We start from the raw sequence: 19,796 nt of genomic DNA, 5'->3' as shown, positions 1-19,796 counted from the left end.
GGTCATATCAATTGGCACTGGCTTAACAAGCACCCTGTTGAGTTCTCAAACAACCAACACACACCGCCGAAGCTCGCTTAGCGAAGCTCACTTCATCCGGGGCAACTTCTCTACTTTACCAGGTCGCTCGCCGTTGTCAAGTCCGTATTTTCGGGCTATTCAACTTCAAGCGGCTTTCCCGAGCATAACAAGGACACCGTTTCCGGTGATCTTGTTTCGGGATTCCGGTAGGACCGGCCGGCACTGGAGCGTCTCGCCCGCTTGCCCGCCCGGCTCCCTGCCGGCTTTGTTACTTTACCAGTCCGTTCCGTCCTGTCAAGTTCGCGTTATCCGCTTGTCGACCTTCTGGAACGTTTCCCGCGCACGCCGGCCGCACCGTTTCCGGTGTGGAGACTTGCTCGGATTTCCGGCCGGACCGGCTGGCTCGCACCTCTCGGCGCTCACCCGCCCGGCTCCCTGCCGGCTTGATCAAGCTACCCGGTCGGCTTCGCGATCGCAAATCAGGCTTACACCGTCTGATATCGCACCACCCAGGCATAACCTCCGCGAACCGGTCGTTTCCGACCAGTCCCTCGGACCTGGAGAACCGTACGGGGAACGGTGAAGCTGCGTCAAATCGGCCGTGCACCGCCCTCGTGGACCAGGGAGGATGGCTGCATGACGCCGAGCCCCCGCGCGGATGCGCTCCTGGAGCTGCTCTTCCCCCTGTGGCAGCTCGTCATCGGCGTCGTCGTGGCGTTGGTGCTGGTCATCGCCACCTATCGGCTGGCGCTGCGCGGACCTTCACGCATGCGCACCGTGCTGCTCATCACCGGCGCCGCCATCATCGGCATCACCGTCTTCGGCATCCTCAGCACCCGCCAGGCCTGACCGCAACCCCGGCGAACAACGCCGACAGGCAACGGCAAGCAAGAGCAGGCAAGGACGAGCAAGAGCAGGCAAGGGCAAGCTCACAGCCGCCGATTCGCCAAACTCGGCAGCGTGGCCCGGATCTCCGCGAGCCGCTCGAAGTCCAGATCCGCGAACGTGACCCCCACGACATCCGGCGCCAGCGCCACGACCGTCCCCCACGGGTCGATCACCATGCTGCGCCCGAAGCAGGTCCGGTCCGGATCATGGTTGCCCACCTGCCCCGCGGCCAGCACATAGCACTGGTTCTCGATCGCCCGGGCCCGCAGCAGCGGCTCCCAGTGATCGCGGCCCGTGTGCAACATGAACGCCGCCGGCACCACGAGCACGGTGGCACCGTCGATCGCGAGCTGCCGGTACAACTCCGGAAAGCGGAGGTCGTAGCAGATCGACAGGCCCACCACCGCGTCGTCGACGGGGAGCAGCGTGGTCTGCGTGCCGGGGGCCACAGTCGCGGACTCGTGATAGGAGACACGGCCGGGGATCTCGACGTCGTACAGGTGGATCTTCCGATAGGTGCCGGCGAGCGTGCCCTGGCGGTCGAAGACCAGCGTCGTGTTGAACGTGTGCTCCGCGTCGGGCCCGATCTCGTGGAACGAGCCGGCGTGCACCCAGATCCCGAGGTCCCGCGCGGCGTCGGCGAAGAAGGTCGCGAACTCGCCGTCGATCGGCTCCGGCTTCGGCGATCCGTCGGCCCGGCCGAGGTAGTCCACGTACTCCGGCAGCACCGCCAGATCCGCACCACCGGCGGCGGCACGCTCCAGCAGGCTTCTGGCCACCCTCAGGTTCTCGGCCCGGTCGTCACGGGCGTTGAGCTGACACACCGCTACGCGCATGCTTCCAGCCTATCGATCAGGCGGCGGTGAGCACGAGAGCCGCGGCGGCCAGACCGAGCCCGGTGATCTGCAGCGGGCGCATCCGCTCCCGGTCGACGGCCATCGCGAGGAAGACGGTGCTCACCGGATACAGCGAAGCGATCGGCGCGGTGATGCTCAACATCCCGTCGCGGACCGCCATCAGGTAGAAGGCGTTCGCCGTCACGTCGAACGCACCGGCGGCGCTCGCGAGGCCGAGCGAGGAACGGTCCATCGCAAGCGGCAGCCGCATGAGGCGCATCGCCGCGAGGAGTCCGACCGCCCCGACGACCCGCCCGGACAGCAGCGGCCACATGCCGGACTCGTGCGATGTCTGCGCGATCAGCGTGAAGTACCCGCCGAACAGCACCCCGGCCGCGAGCGCCGCGACGACCAGTCCCCTGGAGATCTTCACCCCGCCGCTCGGCCCGGCGCTGACGAGCGTGATCGCGGCGACGGCCAGCACGGCACCACCGAGCGCCAGCACCGACGGACGGCGATCAAGAACAAGACCGAGCAGCAGCGGTACGGCCGCCGTCGTCGTCGCGGTCAACGGCGCCACGATCGACATGGCACCCCCGGCGAGGCCGCGGTAGAAGACGACCAGCCCCGCGTTGCCGAGCACGCCCGCCGCCGCACCCCAGGCGAGGTCGGCGACGGTCGGCAGGCCGGGACTGGTGATGAGCAGCCAGCCGAGGACCAGGGGAATGCCGGCCAGCTCGGCGACGAGCGCGATACCGAACGAGTTGGTGCGCTGGCTCGCCTTGCCGCCGGCGAAGTCACCCGCACCCCAGATGAGCGCGGACGTGGCGGCGAAGACGAGTGACAACACGCGAGCCACGATATGCGTCGCCAATCAACCTTGCCACCGCGTTTTCCGTTGCCAAGACGCGTTGCGAGACACGTTTCCGTGAACTGACCTGCATTTAGGTCACGCGGCAGCGAAAAAGCGACGTGGCACGAAACACGCCGCCCACCCGGGAGGGTGGACGGCGTGCGGTTGATCGGGTCAGCTCAGGCCGACTTCTCCTCGCGGTCCGCGCGACGGCGGCCGGCCCGGTGGGCGGCGAGGTCGCGCGGGACGATCGTCGGGATGACCTTTTCGAGGACGACCTCGCGGGTGATCAGGACGCGGGCGATGTTCGGGTTGCTGGGCACCTCGTACATCACGCTCAGGAGGACCTCCTCCATGATCGCGCGGAGCCCGCGGGCGCCGGTGCCGCGGAGGATCGCCTGGTCGGCGATCGACTCGAGGGCCTCGGCGTTGAACTCCAGCTCGACGCCGTCGAGCTCGAACAGCCGCTGATACTGCCGGACCAGTGCGTTGCGCGGCTCCGTGAGGATCTTGACCAGCGCGTCGCGGTCGAGGCTCTTCACGCTGGTGATGACCGGGAGGCGGCCGATGAACTCGGGGATGAGCCCGAACTTCAGCATGTCCTCCGGCATCACGTCGCCGAAGCTGTCGTCCTGGGTGCGGTCGGTGATCGAGCGCAGGTTGGCGCCGAAGCCGGTGCCGCCCTTGCCCACCCGGGCCTGGACGATCCGGTCGAGCCCCGCGAACGCGCCACCGCAGATGAACAACACGTTGGACGTGTCGATCTGGATGAACTCCTGGTGCGGGTGCTTGCGGCCGCCCTGCGGCGGCACGTTGGCGACCGTGCCCTCGATGATCTTCAGCAGCGCCTGCTGCACGCCCTCGCCGGACACGTCCCGGGTGATGCTCGGGTTCTCCGACTTGCGGGCGATCTTGTCGACCTCGTCGATGTAGACGATGCCGGTCTCGGCGCGGCGGATGTCGTAGTCCGCGGCCTGGATCAGCTTCAGCAGGATGTTCTCGACGTCCTCGCCGACATAGCCGGCCTCGGTGAGCGCCGTGGCGTCCGCGATTGCGAACGGCACGTTGAGCATCCGCGCGAGGGTCTGCGCCAGGTGCGTCTTGCCGCAGCCGGTCGGGCCGATCAGCAGGATGTTGGACTTGGCCAGCTCCACGCCGTCGCTGCCCGAGTTGCCGCCGGACTCCGCCTGGACCCGCTTGTAGTGGTTGTACACCGCCACCGCGAGGGCCTTCTTCGCCTGGTCCTGACCCACGACGTACTGGTCCAGGAAGGCGCAGATCTCCATCGGCTTGGGCAGCTCGTCGAACTTGACGTCACCGGACTCGGCGAGCTCTTCCTCGATGATCTCGTTGCAGAGATCGATGCACTCGTCGCAGATGTAGACGCCGGGGCCGGCGATCAGTTTCTTCACCTGCTTCTGCGACTTGCCGCAGAAGGAGCATTTCAGTAGGTCGCCGCCGTCGCCGATCCGTGCCACCTACGATCTCCCTGCCTTCAGCCGGACTGACTGCCCGGATCGCATCGTGCTGTCGCCGCCTCGCGGCGCTGCGCGTGTGACGCCCGCTGCCGCGTGCGTCCTGCTTCGTGCGTGTTGCTTGGTGCTGCCTCGACGTTACCTGGTGGTCGGCAGTATTCCGACCCCCTGAGCGGTGGTGTCTTTCCGGAGGGCCACATCGGCCCGCCAAACCGTGAAGTGAGGCGGGCCGAGCGGCAATCTTGTGGGCTACGCCCCGGAAGCGACGAGCGCCGACTTCTTGCGGCTGACGAGGATGTTGTCGACCAGGCCGTACTCCTTGGCCTCATCGGCCGTCAGAATCTTGTCGCGGTCGATGTCCTTGCGGACCTTCTCGATCGGCTGCCCGGTGTGGCGGGACACCATCTCCTCGAGATTCGTGCGCATCCGCATGATCTCGCGAGCCTGGATCTCGATGTCGGATCCCTGTCCGTAACCGCCCTCGGTGGCCGGCTGGTGGATGATGATCCGCGAGTTGGGCAGCGCCAGACGCTTGCCGGGCGTGCCGGCGGCGAGGAGCACCGCGGCGGCGCTGGCCGCCTGGCCCAGGCAGACCGTCATGACGTCGGGCCGCACGTACAGCATCGTGTCGTAGATCGCCGTCATGGCCGTGAACGAGCCGCCGGGCGAGTTGATGTACATGATGATGTCGCGGTCCGGCTCGTTGCTCTCCAGCGTCAGCAGCTGCGCCATCACGTCGTTGGCCGACGCGTCGTCGATCTGCACGCCGAGGAAGATGATCCGGTCCTCGAACAGCTTGTTGTACGGGTTGGTCTCCTTGATCCCATACGACGTGCGCTCCACGTAGGACGGGAGGATGTAACGGTTGTGCACCTCGCGCATCGCCGGGGGCAGGCTCAGATCGGTCATCGCTTCGCTCCTCAAGCCAGGGTTCCGGCGCCTTCCGGAGCCTGCTGGGCTCCGGTGATCACCTTGTCGATGAAGCCGTAGTCGCGCGCCTCTTCGGCGGTGAACCAACGGTCGCGGTCGGAGTCGGACTCGATCTGCTCCAGGCTCTGCCCCGTGTGGAACGACACCCGCTCCTGGAACATCCGCTTGGTGTAGAGCATCTGCTCGGCCTGGATCGCGATGTCCGAGGCCGTGCCGCCGATGCCGCCCGAGGGCTGGTGCATCATGATCCGCGCGTGCGGCAGCGCCATACGCTTGCCGGCCGCGCCGGCGCACAGCAGCAGCTGGCCCATCGACGCCGCCATGCCCATCGCGACGGTCGCCACGTCGTTGGTGACGAACTGCATGATGTCGTAGATCGCCATACCCGAGTAGACGGAGCCACCGGGCGAGTTGATGTAGAGCCAGATGTCGCGCTCCTCGTCCTCGGCGGCAAGGAGGAGCATCTGGGCACAGATCCGGTTGGCGACCTGATCGTTGACCTCGCTACCAAGGAAGATGATGCGTTCCTTGAGCAGCCGGTTGAACACCGAGTCGTCGAGCGTCAGGCTCGAGTCCGCGCCACGACCGCGCCCGGAGGGCGCGGGACTGACTGGCGACGCTGGAATATGCAGGTCGGTCATGGCAGCCCTTCGCAAGAGTCTTGTACTTGCCGACCCTAACCGGTGTGGGGAGCGGGAGCTTCCCATGCTCACCGCATTTCGCTATGAGCGCACCGTGGTCGGCCGGGCCCGCTGCGTTTTCACGGGCCCGGCCGCTCAAGGTCAGTGGTTGTGACCCTCGTGGTCACCGTGGTCGTGACCCTCGTGGTCGTCCGCCGGGCCGCGCAGGTCGTCCAGCGACAGCGCGGTGCCCTCGGAGTCGACGATCTTCACCCGCTCGAGCACCAGACCCAGCGCCTTGCCACGCCGCACGTCACCGAAGACCGCACCGGCGACACCGGCCTGGACCAGCTGGTCGTAGTACTGCTGCGGGCCGACCCCGGCGCGCTGCGCCCGGTGCACGATCTCGTGCCCGAACTCGTCATCGCTGACCTGGATGTCCTCGGCGTCGGCCAGGGTGTCGAGCACCAGCTGCACCTTCACGCCCTCGACGGCCGCCTCGTTGAGCTCGGCGTCCATCTCCTCCTCGGTCTTGCCCTCCGTGGACAGGTAGTCCTCGAAGGAGGCACCGATGCGCTGCAGCTGGTCGTTCATCGACTCCTTGCGCGACTCCACCTCGTCCTTCACCACGCCCTCCGGCGCGGGCACCTCGGTGGCGTCGATGACGGCCTTCAGGGCCAGGTCACGGGCCGAGTAGAGCTGCTCCATCCGCTTGACCCGGCTGAGCCGCGTCCGCAGGTCGTCCTTCAGCTCGTCAAGGGTGTCGAACTCGCTCGCCAGCTGCGCGAACTCGTCGTCGACCGGCGGCAGCTGCTTGTCCTTGACCGACTTGACGGACACCGACACCTCGGCGTCGCGGCCCTCGAAGTCCCCGCCGACCAGCTGCGTGGTGAACGTCGTCGAGTCACCGGCCGACATGCCGGCCAGCACGTCGTCCAGACCCGGCACCAGCTGACCGCTGCCGACCTCGTGGGAGATGTTGTTGGCGCTGCCGCCGGGCACCTCCTCGCCGTCCACGGTCGCGACCAGGTCGATCTGCACGAAGTCACCGACGAGCGCCGGACGCTCCACGGTCTTCAGCGTCGCGAACCGGTCCCGCAGGCCCTTGAGCTGCTCGTCGACGTCGTCCTCGCTCACCACGAGGGCGTCCACGGTCACCTCGATCGCGCTCAGGTCCGGCAGCGTGATCTCCGGCCGCACGTCCACCTCGGCGGTGAACTTCAACGGCTGCCCGTCGGCGAACTCGGTGATCTCCACCTCGGGCCGGCCCAGCGTCTTCACCTCGTGCTCGCGGACCGCGGCGAGGATCTGCGTCGGAATGACCTCCTGCACCGCCTCGTTGAGCACCGCACCCCGGCCGACCCGCTGGTCGATCACGGCGGTCGGCACCTTGCCACGGCGGAACCCGGGAATCACGACCTGCGAGCCGATCTCCCGGTAGGCCTTCTTCAAGCTGGGCTCCAGCTCGGCGAACGGCACCTCGATTTCGAGCCGCACGCGCGTCGGGCTCAGGGTCTCGACGGTGCTCTTCACAGAACTTCTCCTCATAGGTCGCGGTCAGCCGCTCCAACGGCTGGGTGGACTGGCGGCTGCCTGGTATGTCCCGGTCGGGGTGGCGGGATTTGAACCCACGGCCCCTCGCTCCCAAAGCGAGTGCGCTACCAAACTGCGCTACACCCCGGTGCTGTGCGTCGGCAAGTGTATGCGTTGGGTCCGACAGCCCGCCGCTCGGTATGGCGGTGTCGCACTGCATGGACCCGCCGTCTGTCCTTCGCGACAGGATTCGGTACGCTTGGAGGCGCACCCAGGACGACCGGGCGCACGCGGGCGTAGCTCAATGGCAGAGCTTCAGTCTTCCAAACTGACGGTGTGAGTTCGATTCTCATCGCCCGCTCCACGTTCGATCCGGGATCCGGGTTCCCCCGGATACCTCCATGTCAGCGCGGGAAGGCACGCAGTGCCAACTCGACGACCTCGGCGAGTTCCTCCCGGGTGGCGCCGGCCGACGCGTGCACGGCGAGCCCTTCCGACACCGTCATGACATACCGTGCGAGCCGGCCGGGATCCTCGTCGGCGGCAAGATCACCCTCTCGGATCGCCCGCCGGAACCGCTCCGCCATGGCCAGTTCGCCGCCCTTGCGGGAGGCGGCGAGGGTCTCGCAGACGTCGATGTTGTCCGGCCCGCAGGACAGGCCGCCCTGGATCGAGAAGCATCCGGCCGGCCGGCCGGGGGTGGTGACCGCTGTGACGTTGTCCCGCAGGAAGGTCTCCGCGACCCGGCGGGCTGTCGGCTCGGCCAGCGCCGCGCCGGCATAGGCCATCTCCACCCGGGCATAGCGGGCGAGTGCCTTGTCGAACAGCTCACGCTTGTTGCCGAAGGCCGCATACATGCTGGTCTTGTTGATCCCCATGGCGGCGGTGAGATCGCTGAGCGAGGCGCCCTCGTACCCCTGCCGCCAGAACACGACGAGGGCCCGTTCGAGCGCCTGATCCGCGTCGAATCCGCGCGGCCGGCCGACCGCAGATGTGTTCACGACCTCAAGAGTACCGATCGGTACACAAGTCTCGACGGGCGTGCTACGTTCTCATTCGGTACCGATCGGTACGGAACTAGGGAGGACTCCCATGGCACAACTGGCAGGTAAGACCGCCGTCGTCACCGGCGCCACGAGCGGCATCGGCCTGGCCGCGGCGCGGCGCCTCGCGGATGAGGGCGCCACCGTCTTCATCGCCGGCCGGCGGAAGCCGGAACTGGACGCCGCCGCGATCCACGTCGGCCCGAACGCGATCCCGGTCCAGACCGACGTCTCCGACCTTGACGACCTGGACCGCCTGTACGCCGCGGTCCACCAGCACGGCAAGGGCATCGACGTCCTGTTCGCCAACGCCGGCGGCGGCGAGTTCGCCACCCTGGAGCAGGTCACCGAGCAGCATTTCGACCAGACGTTCGGCACCAACGTCCGCGGCACGCTCTTCACCGTGCAGAAGTCCGTCCCCCTGCTCAATGAGGGTGCCTCGGTCATCCTGACGTCGTCCACGGCCGCCTCGACCGGCAGCGCCGCGTTCGGCGTCTACGCGGCCTCGAAGGCGGCCATCCGCTCCTTCGCCCGCACCTGGGCCACCGAGTTGAAGGATCGCGGCGTACGGGTCAACGCGGTGTCTCCAGGCCCGGTGGACACCCCCGGCCTGACCGGCCTGGCCCCGAGCGCCGATCAGGCCGGCGCCCTGAAGGACTTCCTGGTCAGCACCGTGCCGCTGGGCCGGATGGGTCGCCCGGACGAGATCGCCGACGCGGTCCTGTTCCTGGCCTCGCAGCAGAGCAGCTTCATCACCGGCTCGGAGTTGATGGTCGACGGCGGCCAGAACCAGGTCTGATCGACCGCCGAGTTCTCCACGGTGGGCGCCGCCCCACTGCCGGAGTCTCCGGACGCACCACGCTTCGGACGGCGACCTTCGCGCGGGGCGGCGCGTGGATCGCGCGCCGGCGGAGTGGTCAGTAGTCGATCGCCACCCGCTGGATCGCGCGGGCGAGTCGGGTGAGGTCGACGCCCTCGAGGTGGTCGAGGAAGTGCCGCCGGACGCTGGCCAGGTTGCTCGGCCATGCCTGTTGCAGGCGGGCACTCCCGGCGCCGGTGAGGATGGCGGTCCACCCGCGGGCGTCGTCGTCGCTCCTGACCCGTTCGATCAGCCCCTGGGCCTCTAGGCGGGCGACGATGCGGGTCATGCCGCTCAGTGAGAGTTCGCAGGCGGCGGCGAGCGCGCCCATCCGCATGCGCAGCGACTGCGCTTCGGACAGCCGCATCAGGGCGGTCCACTCGCTGAGCGACAAGTGCTGTTCGCGCATCAGGTCCGCGTCGATGGCGCGGGGGAGCGCGTAGATCAGGCGAGGGAGCGCGCGGACCAGCGCGTCCTCGTCGGGGGTCATCGGCGGCGTCGGGCGCGCTGTTGTCATGGCCACACTCTACTTGCTTCGCGAAGCAAGTTCTCCCGGCTAGGTTGGTACTTGCTTGGCGAAGCAAGCACTTACCTCACAGAAGCGGAGTTCCACCGATGACCAGGATCGGCATCATCCTCGGCAGCACCCGTCCGGGCCGCAACGCAGAGGCCGTCGCCCGCTGGGTGCACCAGGTCGCCGCGCAGCGAACCGACGCGGAGTTCGAGCTCGTCGACCTGCTCGACTACCAGCTCCCCCACCTCGACGAGGTGCTGCCGCCCTCCATGGGCCAGTATGCCCAGCCGCACACCCTGCAGTGGGCGAACACGATCGCCTCCTTCGACGGGTTCGTCATGGTCACCCCGGAGTACAACCACTCCACGTCGGGTGCACTGAAGAACGCCATCGACTTCCTGTACGGCGAATGGAACAACAAGGCCGTCGGATTCGTCAGCTACGGCGCGGCCGGTGGCACCCGGGCCGTGGAGCACCTGCGGCTGATCGCTGGTGAGCTCCAGATGGCCGACGTGCGCGGCCAGGTGGCGCTGTCGCTCTTCACCGACTTCAAGGACTTCAAGGACTTCGTGCCCTCCGATTTCCAGGTCGAGTCGCTCACCGCGATGTTGGGGCAGGTCGTGGCGTGGAGCACCGCACTCGCGCCGATGCGCGCCCACTGAATCGAATCAGGAGGTACTTCCATGGGAACGCTTGACGGGAAAGTCGCGCTGATCACCGGCACCGCGGGCGGCCAGGGTCGCGTCGCGTCGCTGATCTTCACGCGGGAGGGCGCAACGGTCGTCGGGTGTGACATCCAGGCCGCCGCCAACGACGAAACGGTCGAGCTCGTGCGTCGCGCCGGCGGGGAGATGACCGGCATCGCACCGGTCGACCTCACCGATCCGGAGCAGGCGCGGCGGGTCGTCGAGGACACGGTGGCCACCTACGGCCAGCTCGACGTGGTGTACAACAACGCGGCCATCCAACGCTTCGGCCCGATGCCGGACTTCTCGGTCGAGGACTGGCGGACGACCATCGCGGGCGAGCTCGACATCCCCTTCTTCGTGTCGAAGTTCGCGTGGCCACACCTGGTCCGGCGCGGTGGTGGCGTCATCATCAACGTCGCCTCCATGGCCGGCATGATCGGCGGTCAGGTCCCTGCGATGGTCGGGCACAGCGCCGCGAACGCCGGCGTCATCGGCATGACCCGCCAGCTCGCGCTCGAAGGCGCACGCCACGGGATCCGTGCGGTCGCGATCAGCCCCGGGCCGGTCCTGACCCCGGCCAGCGACCGCGATCTCGGTGACAACCAGGCGGCCCGGGACGCGATCACCGGCAAGACGCTCCTCAAGCGCTTCGCGCAACCCGAGGAGATCGTCGAACTCGCGGCGTTCCTCGCCTCCGACCGGGCGTCCTACATCACGGGCGCCAACTACCCGGTCGAGGGCGGCGCGACCGCCTGGTGACGCTACCGGACCTGCGCGCCGGGCCGGCCGGCCCGGCGCGCAGGCATACACCGCAGGACCGCCGCCGAACGACGTCAGACGGTGACGGGGCGGGCGTTGAGGAGGGCGGCGTGTCCGCGCTGGGCGGCGTCCAGCAGGGCCTGCAAGGCGTCGGCGCCGATGGGGAGGCGGGTGGGGCGTTCGTCGGAGGCGATGAGCCGCAGCACCTCGTCGGCGAACAGTGACGGTGGGTTGGCCATCGGCAGCTGCTTCATCGCCCGGGAGCCGGCCAGCATCGGGGCGGTGACGTCGCGGTACGGGTCGAGGTGGCTCGACTCGGTCAGCGTGGTGCCCCACTCGGTGGCGAACACGCCGGGCTCGACCGCCACGACGTGCACGCCGGTGCCGGTCAGCCGCCACGGCGCGAAGAGGTTCGTGGCGAACTGGGCCTCCAGCTCGGCGTCGGTGACCTCCTCGACCGCGCCGAAGTGGCCGTATCCGGCGTTGTTGACCAGGACGTCGATGCCGCCGAAACGGGCGATGGCGGCGTGTACGGCGTTGTGGCAGTGTCCGGGTCCCGCACGTCGAGCGCGCAGGTGGCGAGGGTCTTCGGGTACGTGTCGCGGAGGCTCTCGAGCGTCTCGGGGCGGCGGGCGGTGGCGAGGACCTGCTGGCCGGACGCGGCGACCGCCTCGGCGAGGGCGCGGCCGAGGCCGGTGGAGCATCCGGTGATCAACCAGCGGCGAGTCATGTTCGACATAGTGACTCTCAGTATTCGCGCGAGAACAGGGCGAGAACGTGAGTGACCGTCATTCACCGGCGGAAATCCGCCGTTCGTGGACACGGAAGCGAGACGGAAGCGGGACGGCGCGGGACGGCGCGGGACGGGGCAGGACGGTCGTACAGTTGCGGCATGCGCTCGCTCGCCGAGCTGATCTCCGAGGACCGGTCGGCGTGGGCCGAGGTCGAGGCGGCGGTCAGCGGGTCACCGTTCGCGGTGGAGATCCTGTCGACCGATCCCGATCGGGCGGCCGCCTGTCTGCAACGGCTCCAGGTCACCACGAAGTCGTGGCTCGGCTCCCTGGTGTACCTGTCCGGCGGGCTCGTCGTCGACGACGGCTGGCTCCGGGTGCTCGGCTCCGGCCACCCCCAGCGCCGGCTGCCGGACATCCACACGGTCAACGCCGGGTTCACCGGTGCCGGGCTGGTCGTCGCCCAGGACGTGATGGGCGGCGAGTTCGTGTGGCGGCAGGGTGAGGGGCCGGCGCCGACGATCCACTACTTCGCGCCCGACACGCTCGGCTGGGAGGACCTCGGCCTCGGGTACACCGACTGGCTCTACGGCATGCTCAGCGGCGCGATCGACCAGTTCTACCTGAGCTGGCGCTGGCCGGGCTGGCAGGACGAGGTCGCCGGGATCCCGTTCGACGCGGGGCTGCACACGCTGCCGCCGCTGTTCACCGCGGAGGGCAAGGACATCGCCGAGGTGAGCCGCCGGCCGATCCCGATGACGCAGCTGGTCAGCGTCCTGCACGACTTCGCCGACCAGCTGGGGGCCTGAGTGGCCGTCGCCCTGCACCACCGGGTGGACGGGCCCGCGGACGCGCCGGCCGCGGTCCTGCTGCACGGCGGTGGCAGCCGCGGAGCGACCTGGGACCTGTTCACCCCGGCGCTGGTCTCGGCCGGATACCGGGTCGTGGTGCCGGACCTGCGCGGGCACGCCGGCAGTCCGCGCTGCCGCCCGTACACCTTGGAACACCACCGCGACGATGTCCTCGCGCTGCTCGACCGGCTCGAACTCCACCAGGTGACGCTCATCGGGCATTCGCTCGGCGGGTTCGCCGCGACGCTGGTGGCACAGGAGCAGCCGGAGCGGATCCGCCGGCTGGTGCTGGAGGACCCGCCGGCACCACCGCGACGCAGCGCGGGGAAATTGTCGCTGGGCCGCCTGCTCATGCTGTCGATCGGGACGGCCGACCCGCGCCGCCGGTACGACCGGCTGGCGCTCACCTCCGCGATCACCCAGCTGCGCCAGGCGCACCCCGGGTGGTGGGACGCGCTGCCGGCGATCACGGCGCCGACCCTCCTGCTGTCCGGCGGGCCCGGCAGCCACATCGCCCCGGCCCGACTGGCCGAGGTGGCGGCGCTCATCCCGCGGTGCGACCTGGTCACCGTGCCGGTCGGGCACCGCATCCACAGCACCGCCCCGGAGGACTTCCGCAAGGCGGTGCTGAACTTTCTCGGCGAAGCTGTCCTGGACGGCGACCCCGCTCCGACGTCTCCAGCGGAAGATGCCGTTCGAGAGGGGCAACCGTGAAGTACATGATCCTGAGCTACGCGTCGCAGCGGGACTACGACGAGATGGCCGGCAGGCCCGGGGACGCCCCGGTCTGGTCCGGCGAGGACTTCGCCGCCATGGGCGCGTTCATGACGAAGTTCAACCAGGACCTCGAGGCGTCCGGCGAGCTGGTCGAGACCCGGGCGCTGGGCGCGCCGGTGCACACCCGGCGCATCAGCGGCGCACCGGCGCTGGTCACCGACGGGCCGTACGCGGAGACGCAGGAGGTCCTCGCCGGCTACTGGATCATCGACGTCGACAGCTTCGACCGGGCCACCGAGATCGCCGCCCGCCTCGGCGAGTGCCCGGCGCCGCCGGAGGTGGCGAAGACCGCGTACGCCGACGTCCGGCCGATCATCGAGCACGCGAGTGAGATCGGGCTCTGACGCCCGGCTCGAGGACCTGCTCCGCGAGCTGGCGCCGCAGGTCCTCGGCGCGCTCGTGCGCCGCTACGGGCACTTCGACCACGCCGAGGACGCCGTCCAGGAGGCCCTGATCGCGGCCGCGGCGCAGTGGCCGGCGGCCGGTGTGCCCGACTCGCCCCGCGGCTGGCTGATCACCGTCGCGGCGCGGCGGCTGACGGACCTGCTGCGCAGCGAGTCGGCGAGGCTGCGCCGCGAGGCGGAGTGGGTGCCGCCCCCACCGGCCGACGCCCACCAGGACGACAGCCTCATCCTCCTGGCCATGTGCTGCCACCCGTCGCTGCCGGCACCCGACCAGATCGCGCTGACCCTGCGGGCGGTCGGCGGGCTCAGCACCGCCGAGGTGGCCCGGGCGTTTCTGGTGCCCGAAGCGACGATGGCCCGCCGGATCGGTCGCGCGAAGCAACGGATCAAGAACAGCGGGGTGCCGTTCGCGCTGCCGGTGGCGTACTCCGCCGCCGTGCTGCACGTGCTCTACCTGATGTTCAACGAGGGGTACGCCGCCACCGCCGGGCCCGACCTGCACCGGCCCGACCTCGCGGCGGAGGCGATCCGGCTGGCGCGGCTCGTGCACCGGCTGCTGCCGAACGACAGCGAGGTCGCCGGCCTGCTCGCGCTGATGCTGCTCACCGACGCGCGGCGGGCGGCCCGCACCGCACCGGACGGCACGCCGGTCCCCATGGACGCGCAGGACCGCACGCTGTGGGACGCGGAGCTCATCGCCGAGGGCGTCGCCCTCGTCACGGCGGCGCTGCCCCGCGGGCCGGTCGGCCCGTATCAGCTGCAGGCGGCGATCGCGGCCCTGCACGACGAGGCGCCGTCGGCCGCCGAGACCGACTGGCCGCAGATCGTCGCCCTGTACGAACTGCTGCTGACCCTCACCGACAACCCGATGGTCGCGCTGAACCGCGCGGTGGCGGTGACGATGGCGTCCGGTCCGGCGGCGGGCCTGGCGCTGCTGTCGTCGCTGCCTTTGCACACAGATCACCGTTTCCATGCCGTGCGCGGCCACCTGCTGGAGATGTCGGGCGCGATAGAGGAGGCCGGCGCGGCGTACACGACCGCGGCGGGGCTGACGGGGAGCGTGCCGTTGCAGCGCTACCTGCACGGCCGCGCCGCCCGGCTCCAATCCGGACGCCCGGGCACGTAGCGGACGTTTGCCCAGGTCAATTCCATGATCATGCTGATTTCGAACGCGTGTACGAGTATGGTTCCGGGACATGGAGATCACCTGCGCCGCCGTGAAGCTGACCCCGACCGCCACCGGGGACCTGCCGGTCCGCTGCACGAAACACCCGGACCACGTCAGCGCCGGCGACCCCGTGCACGAGGCGCGGGTCGGTGTCTTCCCGGTCCGGTGGACAGACCCCCGATGACAGCTGCCCGGCGTGTCCGTCCGGACGACGGTGGTCAGGCCACCAGCGCGGCGCGCAGGGCGGACAGGTCGTCGTCCTTCAGGCCGTGCACGTGGGCCCAGTCCTGGATCGAGCCCCACCGGTCCCTCGCCAGGTCCAGGGTCTCCCGCATCATCGCCGCCTGCGGGGTCCAGTCCAGGACGGACGCCGGGCGGGGTGGCAGGCCGAGGCGGTCGACGACCACCGCGACCCGCTCGTGAATCCGGGGCATCGCGGCCGCCGTGGCCGCGTAGTCGGCGGCGATCACCTCGTCCGGCACGCCGAGCAGGCTCAGCACCACCGCGGCGAGCACCCCGGTGCGGTCGCAGCCCGCCTCGCAGTGGAACACCGCGGGCAGGGTCGCGGGGCGGGTCAGGAGCTGGACGGCGCCGGCGAGGACGTCGCCCTTCTCGGCGAGCATCGCGATGTAGTGGCCGACCAGGTCGGTGGCGCCGCTGACGTCGGTGATCGGGGCGGAGACGTAGTCGACCGGGGCCTCGGCGAGGGGGCCGCGGCCGAGCTGGGTGACCTCGTGCTCGCCGCGCAGGTCGATGACGGTCGCCAGGCGGAGGTCCTGGACGAGGTGCGCGGCATCGGACTCCGTCGCGTACGCGAGGGAATCGCTGCGGAACAGGCGACCCGGGCGGATCGCGCCGCCGGCCGCGGGAAGGCCGCCGAGGTCGCGGAAGTTGATGAGCCCTTCCAGGCGACGGCGACGGTGGCGGCGCCAGCGCATCACCCGGACAGGCCCGTCACCCAGTGCCAGAAGTTCATGAACCAGCCGACCTCGCGCAGGTAGGCGATGCCCGCGCCGGCGAGGAAGAGGCCGGTGAGGGCGTGGGCGCCCTTCGCGCTGCGGCGGACCCGGCCGAAGCGCTGCTCCAGGACGAGCCGGCCGACGAGGCGGGTCAGGGCGAAGACGCCGACCGCGACGGCGAGCACGACCAGGAACGCGAAGAACGGGCCGCTGAGGCTGCCGTCGCTGTCCAGGGCCCACAGGCCCCAGCAGATGAAGGCGATGAACGCGCCGGTGCCGGTCAGCTCCCAGCCGATCTTCAGCGTGCGGGCGCGTTCGCCGGGTTCCGGGCGATACACGGGGCGCTCGAACTCCGGCTCGGACGGCATCATGCCGGTCGGGTCGGGAGCGGGACGGTGGATGACCTTCGCCCGGCCGCGCATCTGGGGCACCCCGGTCTCGGAGACCTGCACGGCGGGCGACACGGGCGCGCCGCTGACCGGCGGGGCCGAGACCGGCGGGGTGGCAACCGGCGGGGCCGAGACGGGCACCGAGGTGTAGAAGGCCGTCGGGGCGGAGCTGCCGGCCCTGAGGGCGACAAGCTCCCGTTCCAGGCGTTCGATGCGCTGGTACGCGTCCGTCTCCGTCCCCGTCACCGACGGGCGGGCCCGGCCGATGGCGCGCGACGTCTCCGAGCTCTCGGGCTCGACCCAGTCGCAGCCGACGTCCGGCAGCCCGGACCGGCGGACCAGCTCCGCCAGGTGCGCCAGCCAGGCCGGCAGTTCCCTGGTGTCGGGCCGCTCCGACGGGCGGTCGGCGAGCGGCGCGTGCAGGTGGTCGCGCAGGGCCGGGATGCGCTCCAGCAGCGGGTGGCGGCGCAGCACGTTCCACTGCGGCGGGGACGCCTCCTGCGGGCCGCGCTGGTCGGTGCGGCCGTCGACCCGCGGATAGGCGCCGGTGACCATGAAGTACGCAACGGCGCCGAAGCCGTGGACGTCATACGCGGGTCCGACGTACTTCACGCCGCCGAACGCCTCCGGGCCGCCGGACTCCGGGGTGTACGCGATCTGGGTGATCTCCTCCTCGCGGAAGTAGCGCGCGCCGGTGAAGTCGATCAGCCGCACCTCGCCGGTGGCGAGGACCATGACGTTGGACGGCTTGACGTCCATGTGCAGGACGGCCGTCGCACCCGACTGCTGCGGGTGGTGCAGCGCCTGCAGCACCGAGCTCAGGGTCTTCAGCGCGCCCACGGCGTTGAGCCGGCGTCCGCCGGGTGCCATGCCGGCCCGCTGGGCGATGTACTCGCGCAGGTTGACCCCGTGCAGATAGTCATAGACCTGATAGGGCACGGCGTCACCCGGTGCGGGACGCTCCCCCGGCCGGTGCGGCGGCGGGCCGTAGAAGCCGTCGGCGCGCCGGCAGATGCCGCCGACCCCCCGGTTGTTGAGGTCCATGAGTGCGGCGTCGCCCTTGTCCCAGGAGCGCAGCTCGTCGGCGATCGGGCGTTGCGGGTCGATCCGGAACACCTTCACGGTCATCGGCGCGGAGGTCACCCCACCGCAGATGCGCACCGCCCGATAGACGTCCGCCTGCCCGCCGGAGCCCAGATGGGCAACGAGCCGGTAGCGCTGAAACGTCTCCGGCAAAGGGCTCGCCGGACCACATACCAGGTCCAGCAACGCACCCTGCGTCATCGTGCGACTCCCCCCAGCTGAACTTCCGCCCCCGGACACTTCTGAGAGTAACCAGCCCACGAAATCGGTCGCGCTCAGTGGAGGTCACGAGGTAGACACGACTGCGTGACCGGATACTCGCTGCGTGCCGCCACCACCGCCGACATCGACGCGTTCAGCCGGGTGATCCGCGCCGCGTTCTTCGTGACGAGCGAGCCGGATCCGGGCGACTCGATCCGCACCGTGCTCGATCCCTCCCGATACACCCTCGCCGAGTTCGACGGCCAGATCGTCGGCACCGCCGGCATCTTCACCCGCGATCTCGCCGTGCCGGGCGCCGTCATCCCCGCCGCGCACGTCACCGGCGTGTCGGTGGCCGCCGCGCACACCCGCAAGGGGCTGCTGCGGCGCATGATGACCGACCAGCTGACCAGCGTGCCCGAGGCGATCGCCGTGCTGTGGGCGTCGGAGGGCCGCATCTACCAGCGGTTCGGCTACGGTCTCGCCACGCAGAACGTCACCCTCCGCGCCGATCGCCGCGAGCTGTCGATCCGGGGCACCGTGGGTGGCGACACGGGCACCCTGCGTGCCGCGGTGCCGTCCGAGGTGCTCAAAGAGCTTTCCGAGGTGTACGGGCGGGTCCTCGCCGAACGCCCCGGCTGGTCGAGCCGCGACGACGCGTGGTGGGGCCACCTGACCAGCGATCCGGAGAAGCACCGGGAGGGGTTCACGGCGACCCGCGCCGTGCTGTACGAGAACGCCGCCGGTGTCGTCGAGGGCTTCACGCGGTATCGCGTGCGCAGCGAATGGGACGACAACGGCCCGAAGGGCGAGGTCAACGTCATCGAGCTGGTCGCCGCCACCCCGGACGCGGAGGCCGCACTGTGGCGGTTCCTGCTCCGCGTGGACCTGACCCGCACCGTCGTCAAGGGACTCTCGAGCGTCGACGAGTCGATCTTCCACCTCGTCGACGAGCCCCGCCGGCTCGGCGGCAAGGTCGGCGACGGCCTCTGGGTCCGGATCGTCGACCTGCCGCGGGCACTGGTCTCCCGCCGGTATGCGGCCCCGGTCGACGTCGTCCTCGAGGTCACCGACGAGCTCCTGCCCGCCAACGCGGGCCGCTGGCGCCTGCGCGTCGGCGCCGGCGGCGCCCTGGTCAACTGCTCGCCCACCGACGCGCCGGCCGACCTGAGCTGCGACGTGCTCGAGCTGGGCGCGGCGTATCTCGGCGGCACGAAGCTCGGCGCCCTCGCCGCGACCGGCCGGGTCAGGGAGCACCGTCCCGGCGCCGTGGCCGCGGCCAGCACCGCCTTCGGCTGGCACGTCACCCCGGCGTCGATCGAGATCTTCTGATACCTCGGCTGGCGGGCGTGGAGCGGGTAGGGTCTGGGGTGTGGGTGGGATCCAGCGCCGGCGGCGCCGCATGCGGCATCACCAACCGGTGACCACCGACCTCCAGTCGCCCGGCCAGGACCCGCCCGCCGGCGACCCGGCCGTTGACCCGGTGGCCGACCCGTCCGTCGATCCTGCCGCTGACCCGGCCGCGGTCGCTGCGACCACGGACGAAGTGACCGGGGACGCGGCGGTGGCCGAGGCGGTCGACCCGGTCGCGGCGAAGCCCCATCCGCCGGTCCCGCGGCCACCGATCCATCCGCCGGTCAGCACCCAGCCGGCGTCAGGCCCTCCGGCGGCGCCGGGCGCGTTTCCCCGCGACGCCGACCCAGAGCCCGCGGTGCCCGCGCCGGCATCGCTGAGCGCGCCGCCGACCAGCCCCACACCGGCCGTGGTGTCTCCGCCGAGCGCCGCGCCGACCAGTCCGGCGCCGCCGAGTCCCGCGCAGCTGGCGGAGCTGTCAGGGGCGTTCGCGATGACCGCCAACGTCCACGACCCCGAGGCGGCGGAGGCGGAGACCCCCGCGGGCGAGCGCCCCGGCGGGCACGCCAAGGACGACCACGACCATGACCACGATCACCACCACCACGACGCCCACCATCACCATCACCACCACGACGAGGTCGTGTCCGAGCGCGGCCTGCGCGGTCTCGTCGGCGGCGGCGCCTCGCAGGTGAGCGTCTCGGCCGCGATGCGCGCCCGGGACGCGGCCCGCCCCAGCGACGACGACCTGGCGGCGGCCGACCGTGACCTGCAGATCGTCCGGCGCGGCTGGGTGCCCCGCGAGGAGCTGACCCGACCGGGCCACCGCCCGCGCACCTGACCACCGGCGCCGCCCGCGC

21 protein-coding genes, 2 tRNA genes and 1 pseudogene are annotated in these 19,796 nt (G+C 70.3%); 12 read left to right on the top strand and 12 right to left on the bottom strand.

Going from position 1 to position 19,796, the window contains the following annotated elements; genetic code table 11:
* Positions 1-657 precede the first annotated feature (657 nt).
* On the top strand, positions 658-870 hold the full coding sequence (locus tag ACFPIJ_RS55780; protein WP_380127688.1) for a hypothetical protein: 213 nt from the start codon (positions 658-660) through the stop codon (positions 868-870).
* Positions 871-950: 80 nt separating this feature from the next.
* Here ACFPIJ_RS55780 and ACFPIJ_RS55775 read toward each other — a convergent pair whose 3' ends face one another.
* The 7 genes from ACFPIJ_RS55775 to ACFPIJ_RS55745 all read right to left on the bottom strand — a co-directional run bounded on the left by ACFPIJ_RS55775 (position 951) and on the right by ACFPIJ_RS55745 (position 7,304).
* Positions 951-1,745 (bottom strand): carbon-nitrogen hydrolase family protein, encoded by a 795-nt coding sequence (locus ACFPIJ_RS55775; protein WP_380127687.1) that lies wholly within the window; start codon positions 1,743-1,745, stop codon positions 951-953.
* Positions 1,746-1,761: 16 nt separating this feature from the next.
* Positions 1,762-2,595, bottom strand: coding sequence for an EamA family transporter (locus ACFPIJ_RS55770; RefSeq protein WP_380127686.1), 834 nt, complete (start codon positions 2,593-2,595; stop codon positions 1,762-1,764).
* A gap of 182 nt (positions 2,596-2,777) precedes the next feature.
* Positions 2,778-4,076, bottom strand: coding sequence for an ATP-dependent Clp protease ATP-binding subunit ClpX (gene clpX / locus ACFPIJ_RS55765; RefSeq protein WP_203845514.1), 1,299 nt, complete (start codon positions 4,074-4,076; stop codon positions 2,778-2,780).
* 246 nt (positions 4,077-4,322) lie between these two features.
* Positions 4,323-4,982: an ATP-dependent Clp protease proteolytic subunit gene (locus tag ACFPIJ_RS55760; protein ID WP_203845513.1), complete on the bottom strand. Its 660-nt coding sequence runs from the start codon at positions 4,980-4,982 to the stop codon at positions 4,323-4,325.
* An 11-nt stretch (positions 4,983-4,993) separates the two neighbouring features.
* Positions 4,994-5,644, bottom strand: coding sequence for an ATP-dependent Clp protease proteolytic subunit (locus tag ACFPIJ_RS55755; RefSeq protein ID WP_380127685.1), 651 nt, complete (start codon positions 5,642-5,644; stop codon positions 4,994-4,996).
* 141 nt (positions 5,645-5,785) lie between these two features.
* On the bottom strand, positions 5,786-7,156 hold the full coding sequence (gene tig, locus ACFPIJ_RS55750; RefSeq protein ID WP_380127684.1) for a trigger factor: 1,371 nt from the start codon (positions 7,154-7,156) through the stop codon (positions 5,786-5,788).
* Between the two features lie 74 nt (positions 7,157-7,230).
* Positions 7,231-7,304 (bottom strand) — tRNA-Pro (locus ACFPIJ_RS55745).
* Positions 7,305-7,446: 142 nt separating this feature from the next.
* Between ACFPIJ_RS55745 and ACFPIJ_RS55740 the strand changes: the two genes are divergently transcribed.
* Positions 7,447-7,520, top strand: a tRNA-Gly gene (locus ACFPIJ_RS55740).
* Positions 7,521-7,560: 40 nt separating this feature from the next.
* Here ACFPIJ_RS55740 and ACFPIJ_RS55735 read toward each other — a convergent pair.
* Positions 7,561-8,157, bottom strand: a complete 597-nt coding sequence (locus ACFPIJ_RS55735) for a TetR/AcrR family transcriptional regulator (RefSeq protein ID WP_380127683.1) — start codon at positions 8,155-8,157, stop codon at positions 7,561-7,563.
* A 91-nt stretch (positions 8,158-8,248) separates the two neighbouring features.
* Here ACFPIJ_RS55735 and ACFPIJ_RS55730 point away from each other — a divergent pair, with 91 nt between their 5' ends.
* Positions 8,249-8,998 (top strand): SDR family NAD(P)-dependent oxidoreductase, encoded by a 750-nt coding sequence (locus ACFPIJ_RS55730; RefSeq protein WP_380127682.1) that lies wholly within the window; start codon positions 8,249-8,251, stop codon positions 8,996-8,998.
* 118 nt (positions 8,999-9,116) lie between these two features.
* Here ACFPIJ_RS55730 and ACFPIJ_RS55725 read toward each other — a convergent pair whose 3' ends face one another.
* Complete coding sequence (locus ACFPIJ_RS55725; RefSeq protein WP_380127681.1) at positions 9,117-9,575, bottom strand: MarR family winged helix-turn-helix transcriptional regulator; 459 nt, start codon at positions 9,573-9,575, stop codon at positions 9,117-9,119.
* 98 nt (positions 9,576-9,673) lie between these two features.
* Here ACFPIJ_RS55725 and ACFPIJ_RS55720 point away from each other — a divergent pair, with 98 nt between their 5' ends.
* On the top strand, positions 9,674-10,234 hold the full coding sequence (locus ACFPIJ_RS55720; protein ID WP_380127680.1) for an NADPH-dependent FMN reductase: 561 nt from the start codon (positions 9,674-9,676) through the stop codon (positions 10,232-10,234).
* Positions 10,235-10,255: 21 nt separating this feature from the next.
* The gene (locus ACFPIJ_RS55715; protein ID WP_380127679.1) at positions 10,256-11,020 is read left to right on the top strand and encodes an SDR family NAD(P)-dependent oxidoreductase; all 765 of its coding nucleotides are present in this window, start codon (positions 10,256-10,258) and stop codon (positions 11,018-11,020) included.
* Between the two features lie 74 nt (positions 11,021-11,094).
* Here the strand turns inward: ACFPIJ_RS55715 and ACFPIJ_RS55710 are convergent.
* A pseudogene (locus ACFPIJ_RS55710) lies at positions 11,095-11,750 on the bottom strand (SDR family NAD(P)-dependent oxidoreductase).
* A 162-nt stretch (positions 11,751-11,912) separates the two neighbouring features.
* On the opposite strand from ACFPIJ_RS55710, the gene ACFPIJ_RS55705 reads away from it, so the two are divergent.
* The 5 genes from ACFPIJ_RS55705 (at position 11,913) to ACFPIJ_RS55685 (ending at position 15,135) form a co-directional block, all read left to right on the top strand.
* Positions 11,913-12,560 (top strand): DUF2625 family protein, encoded by a 648-nt coding sequence (locus tag ACFPIJ_RS55705; protein ID WP_380127678.1) that lies wholly within the window; start codon positions 11,913-11,915, stop codon positions 12,558-12,560.
* The gene (locus tag ACFPIJ_RS55700; protein ID WP_380127677.1) at positions 12,561-13,316 is read left to right on the top strand and encodes an alpha/beta fold hydrolase; all 756 of its coding nucleotides are present in this window, start codon (positions 12,561-12,563) and stop codon (positions 13,314-13,316) included.
* A 5-nt stretch (positions 13,317-13,321) separates the two neighbouring features.
* Positions 13,322-13,723 (top strand): YciI family protein, encoded by a 402-nt coding sequence (locus ACFPIJ_RS55695; RefSeq protein WP_380127708.1) that lies wholly within the window; start codon positions 13,322-13,324, stop codon positions 13,721-13,723.
* Positions 13,707-14,909, top strand: coding sequence for an RNA polymerase sigma factor (locus tag ACFPIJ_RS55690; protein ID WP_380127676.1), 1,203 nt, complete (start codon positions 13,707-13,709; stop codon positions 14,907-14,909). Before ACFPIJ_RS55695 ends, ACFPIJ_RS55690 begins: the two co-directional genes overlap by 17 nt.
* 70 nt (positions 14,910-14,979) lie before the next feature.
* A complete protein-coding gene (locus ACFPIJ_RS55685) occupies positions 14,980-15,135 on the top strand; it encodes a hypothetical protein (RefSeq protein WP_380127675.1) in 156 nt (51 codons plus the stop codon).
* A gap of 34 nt (positions 15,136-15,169) precedes the next feature.
* On the opposite strand, the gene ACFPIJ_RS55680 is transcribed toward ACFPIJ_RS55685, so the two are convergent.
* Positions 15,170-15,889, bottom strand: coding sequence for a tyrosine-protein phosphatase (locus ACFPIJ_RS55680; protein ID WP_380127674.1), 720 nt, complete (start codon positions 15,887-15,889; stop codon positions 15,170-15,172).
* Positions 15,889-17,583, bottom strand: a complete 1,695-nt coding sequence (locus ACFPIJ_RS55675; protein ID WP_380127673.1) for a serine/threonine protein kinase — start codon at positions 17,581-17,583, stop codon at positions 15,889-15,891. The genes ACFPIJ_RS55680 and ACFPIJ_RS55675 overlap by 1 nt, the downstream gene beginning before the upstream one ends.
* A 105-nt stretch (positions 17,584-17,688) precedes the next feature.
* On the opposite strand from ACFPIJ_RS55675, the gene ACFPIJ_RS55670 reads away from it, so the two are divergent.
* Together ACFPIJ_RS55670 and ACFPIJ_RS55665 are read left to right on the top strand one after the other, a co-directional pair.
* Positions 17,689-18,915 carry a GNAT family N-acetyltransferase gene (locus ACFPIJ_RS55670; RefSeq protein WP_380127672.1) on the top strand — a complete coding sequence of 409 codons (1,227 nt, stop codon included), beginning with the start codon at positions 17,689-17,691 and terminating at the stop codon, positions 18,913-18,915.
* Positions 18,916-19,429: 514 nt separating this feature from the next.
* Positions 19,430-19,777, top strand: coding sequence for a hypothetical protein (locus ACFPIJ_RS55665; protein WP_380127707.1), 348 nt, complete (start codon positions 19,430-19,432; stop codon positions 19,775-19,777).
* Positions 19,778-19,796 lie beyond the last annotated feature (19 nt).

The organism is Dactylosporangium cerinum, assembly GCF_042653625.1.
GTDB classification, from domain to species: Bacteria; Actinomycetota; Actinomycetes; order Mycobacteriales; family Micromonosporaceae; genus Dactylosporangium; species Dactylosporangium cerinum.
This window is presented reverse-complemented; position numbering and strand designations above follow the sequence as displayed.

Excerpts from the sequence above, each read along its gene's own strand:
- ACFPIJ_RS55780 (WP_380127688.1), top strand. The coding sequence starts at position 658 with ATGACGCCGAGCCCCCGCGCGGATGCGCTCCTGGAGCTGCTCTTCCCC.
- ACFPIJ_RS55775 (WP_380127687.1), bottom strand. The coding sequence starts at position 1,745 with ATGCGCGTAGCGGTGTGTCAGCTCAACGCCCGTGACGACCGGGCCGAG.
- ACFPIJ_RS55760 (WP_203845513.1), bottom strand. The coding sequence starts at position 4,982 with ATGACCGATCTGAGCCTGCCCCCGGCGATGCGCGAGGTGCACAACCGT.
- ACFPIJ_RS55755 (WP_380127685.1), bottom strand. The coding sequence starts at position 5,644 with ATGACCGACCTGCATATTCCAGCGTCGCCAGTCAGTCCCGCGCCCTCC.
- ACFPIJ_RS55730 (WP_380127682.1), top strand. The coding sequence starts at position 8,249 with ATGGCACAACTGGCAGGTAAGACCGCCGTCGTCACCGGCGCCACGAGC.
- ACFPIJ_RS55725 (WP_380127681.1), bottom strand. The coding sequence starts at position 9,575 with ATGACAACAGCGCGCCCGACGCCGCCGATGACCCCCGACGAGGACGCG.
- ACFPIJ_RS55720 (WP_380127680.1), top strand. The coding sequence starts at position 9,674 with ATGACCAGGATCGGCATCATCCTCGGCAGCACCCGTCCGGGCCGCAAC.
- ACFPIJ_RS55715 (WP_380127679.1), top strand. The coding sequence starts at position 10,256 with ATGGGAACGCTTGACGGGAAAGTCGCGCTGATCACCGGCACCGCGGGC.
- ACFPIJ_RS55705 (WP_380127678.1), top strand. The coding sequence starts at position 11,913 with ATGCGCTCGCTCGCCGAGCTGATCTCCGAGGACCGGTCGGCGTGGGCC.
- ACFPIJ_RS55695 (WP_380127708.1), top strand. The coding sequence starts at position 13,322 with ATGATCCTGAGCTACGCGTCGCAGCGGGACTACGACGAGATGGCCGGC.
- ACFPIJ_RS55685 (WP_380127675.1), top strand. The coding sequence starts at position 14,980 with ATGGAGATCACCTGCGCCGCCGTGAAGCTGACCCCGACCGCCACCGGG.
- ACFPIJ_RS55680 (WP_380127674.1), bottom strand. The coding sequence starts at position 15,889 with ATGCGCTGGCGCCGCCACCGTCGCCGTCGCCTGGAAGGGCTCATCAAC.
- ACFPIJ_RS55675 (WP_380127673.1), bottom strand. The coding sequence starts at position 17,583 with ATGACGCAGGGTGCGTTGCTGGACCTGGTATGTGGTCCGGCGAGCCCT.
- ACFPIJ_RS55665 (WP_380127707.1), top strand. The coding sequence starts at position 19,430 with ATGACCGCCAACGTCCACGACCCCGAGGCGGCGGAGGCGGAGACCCCC.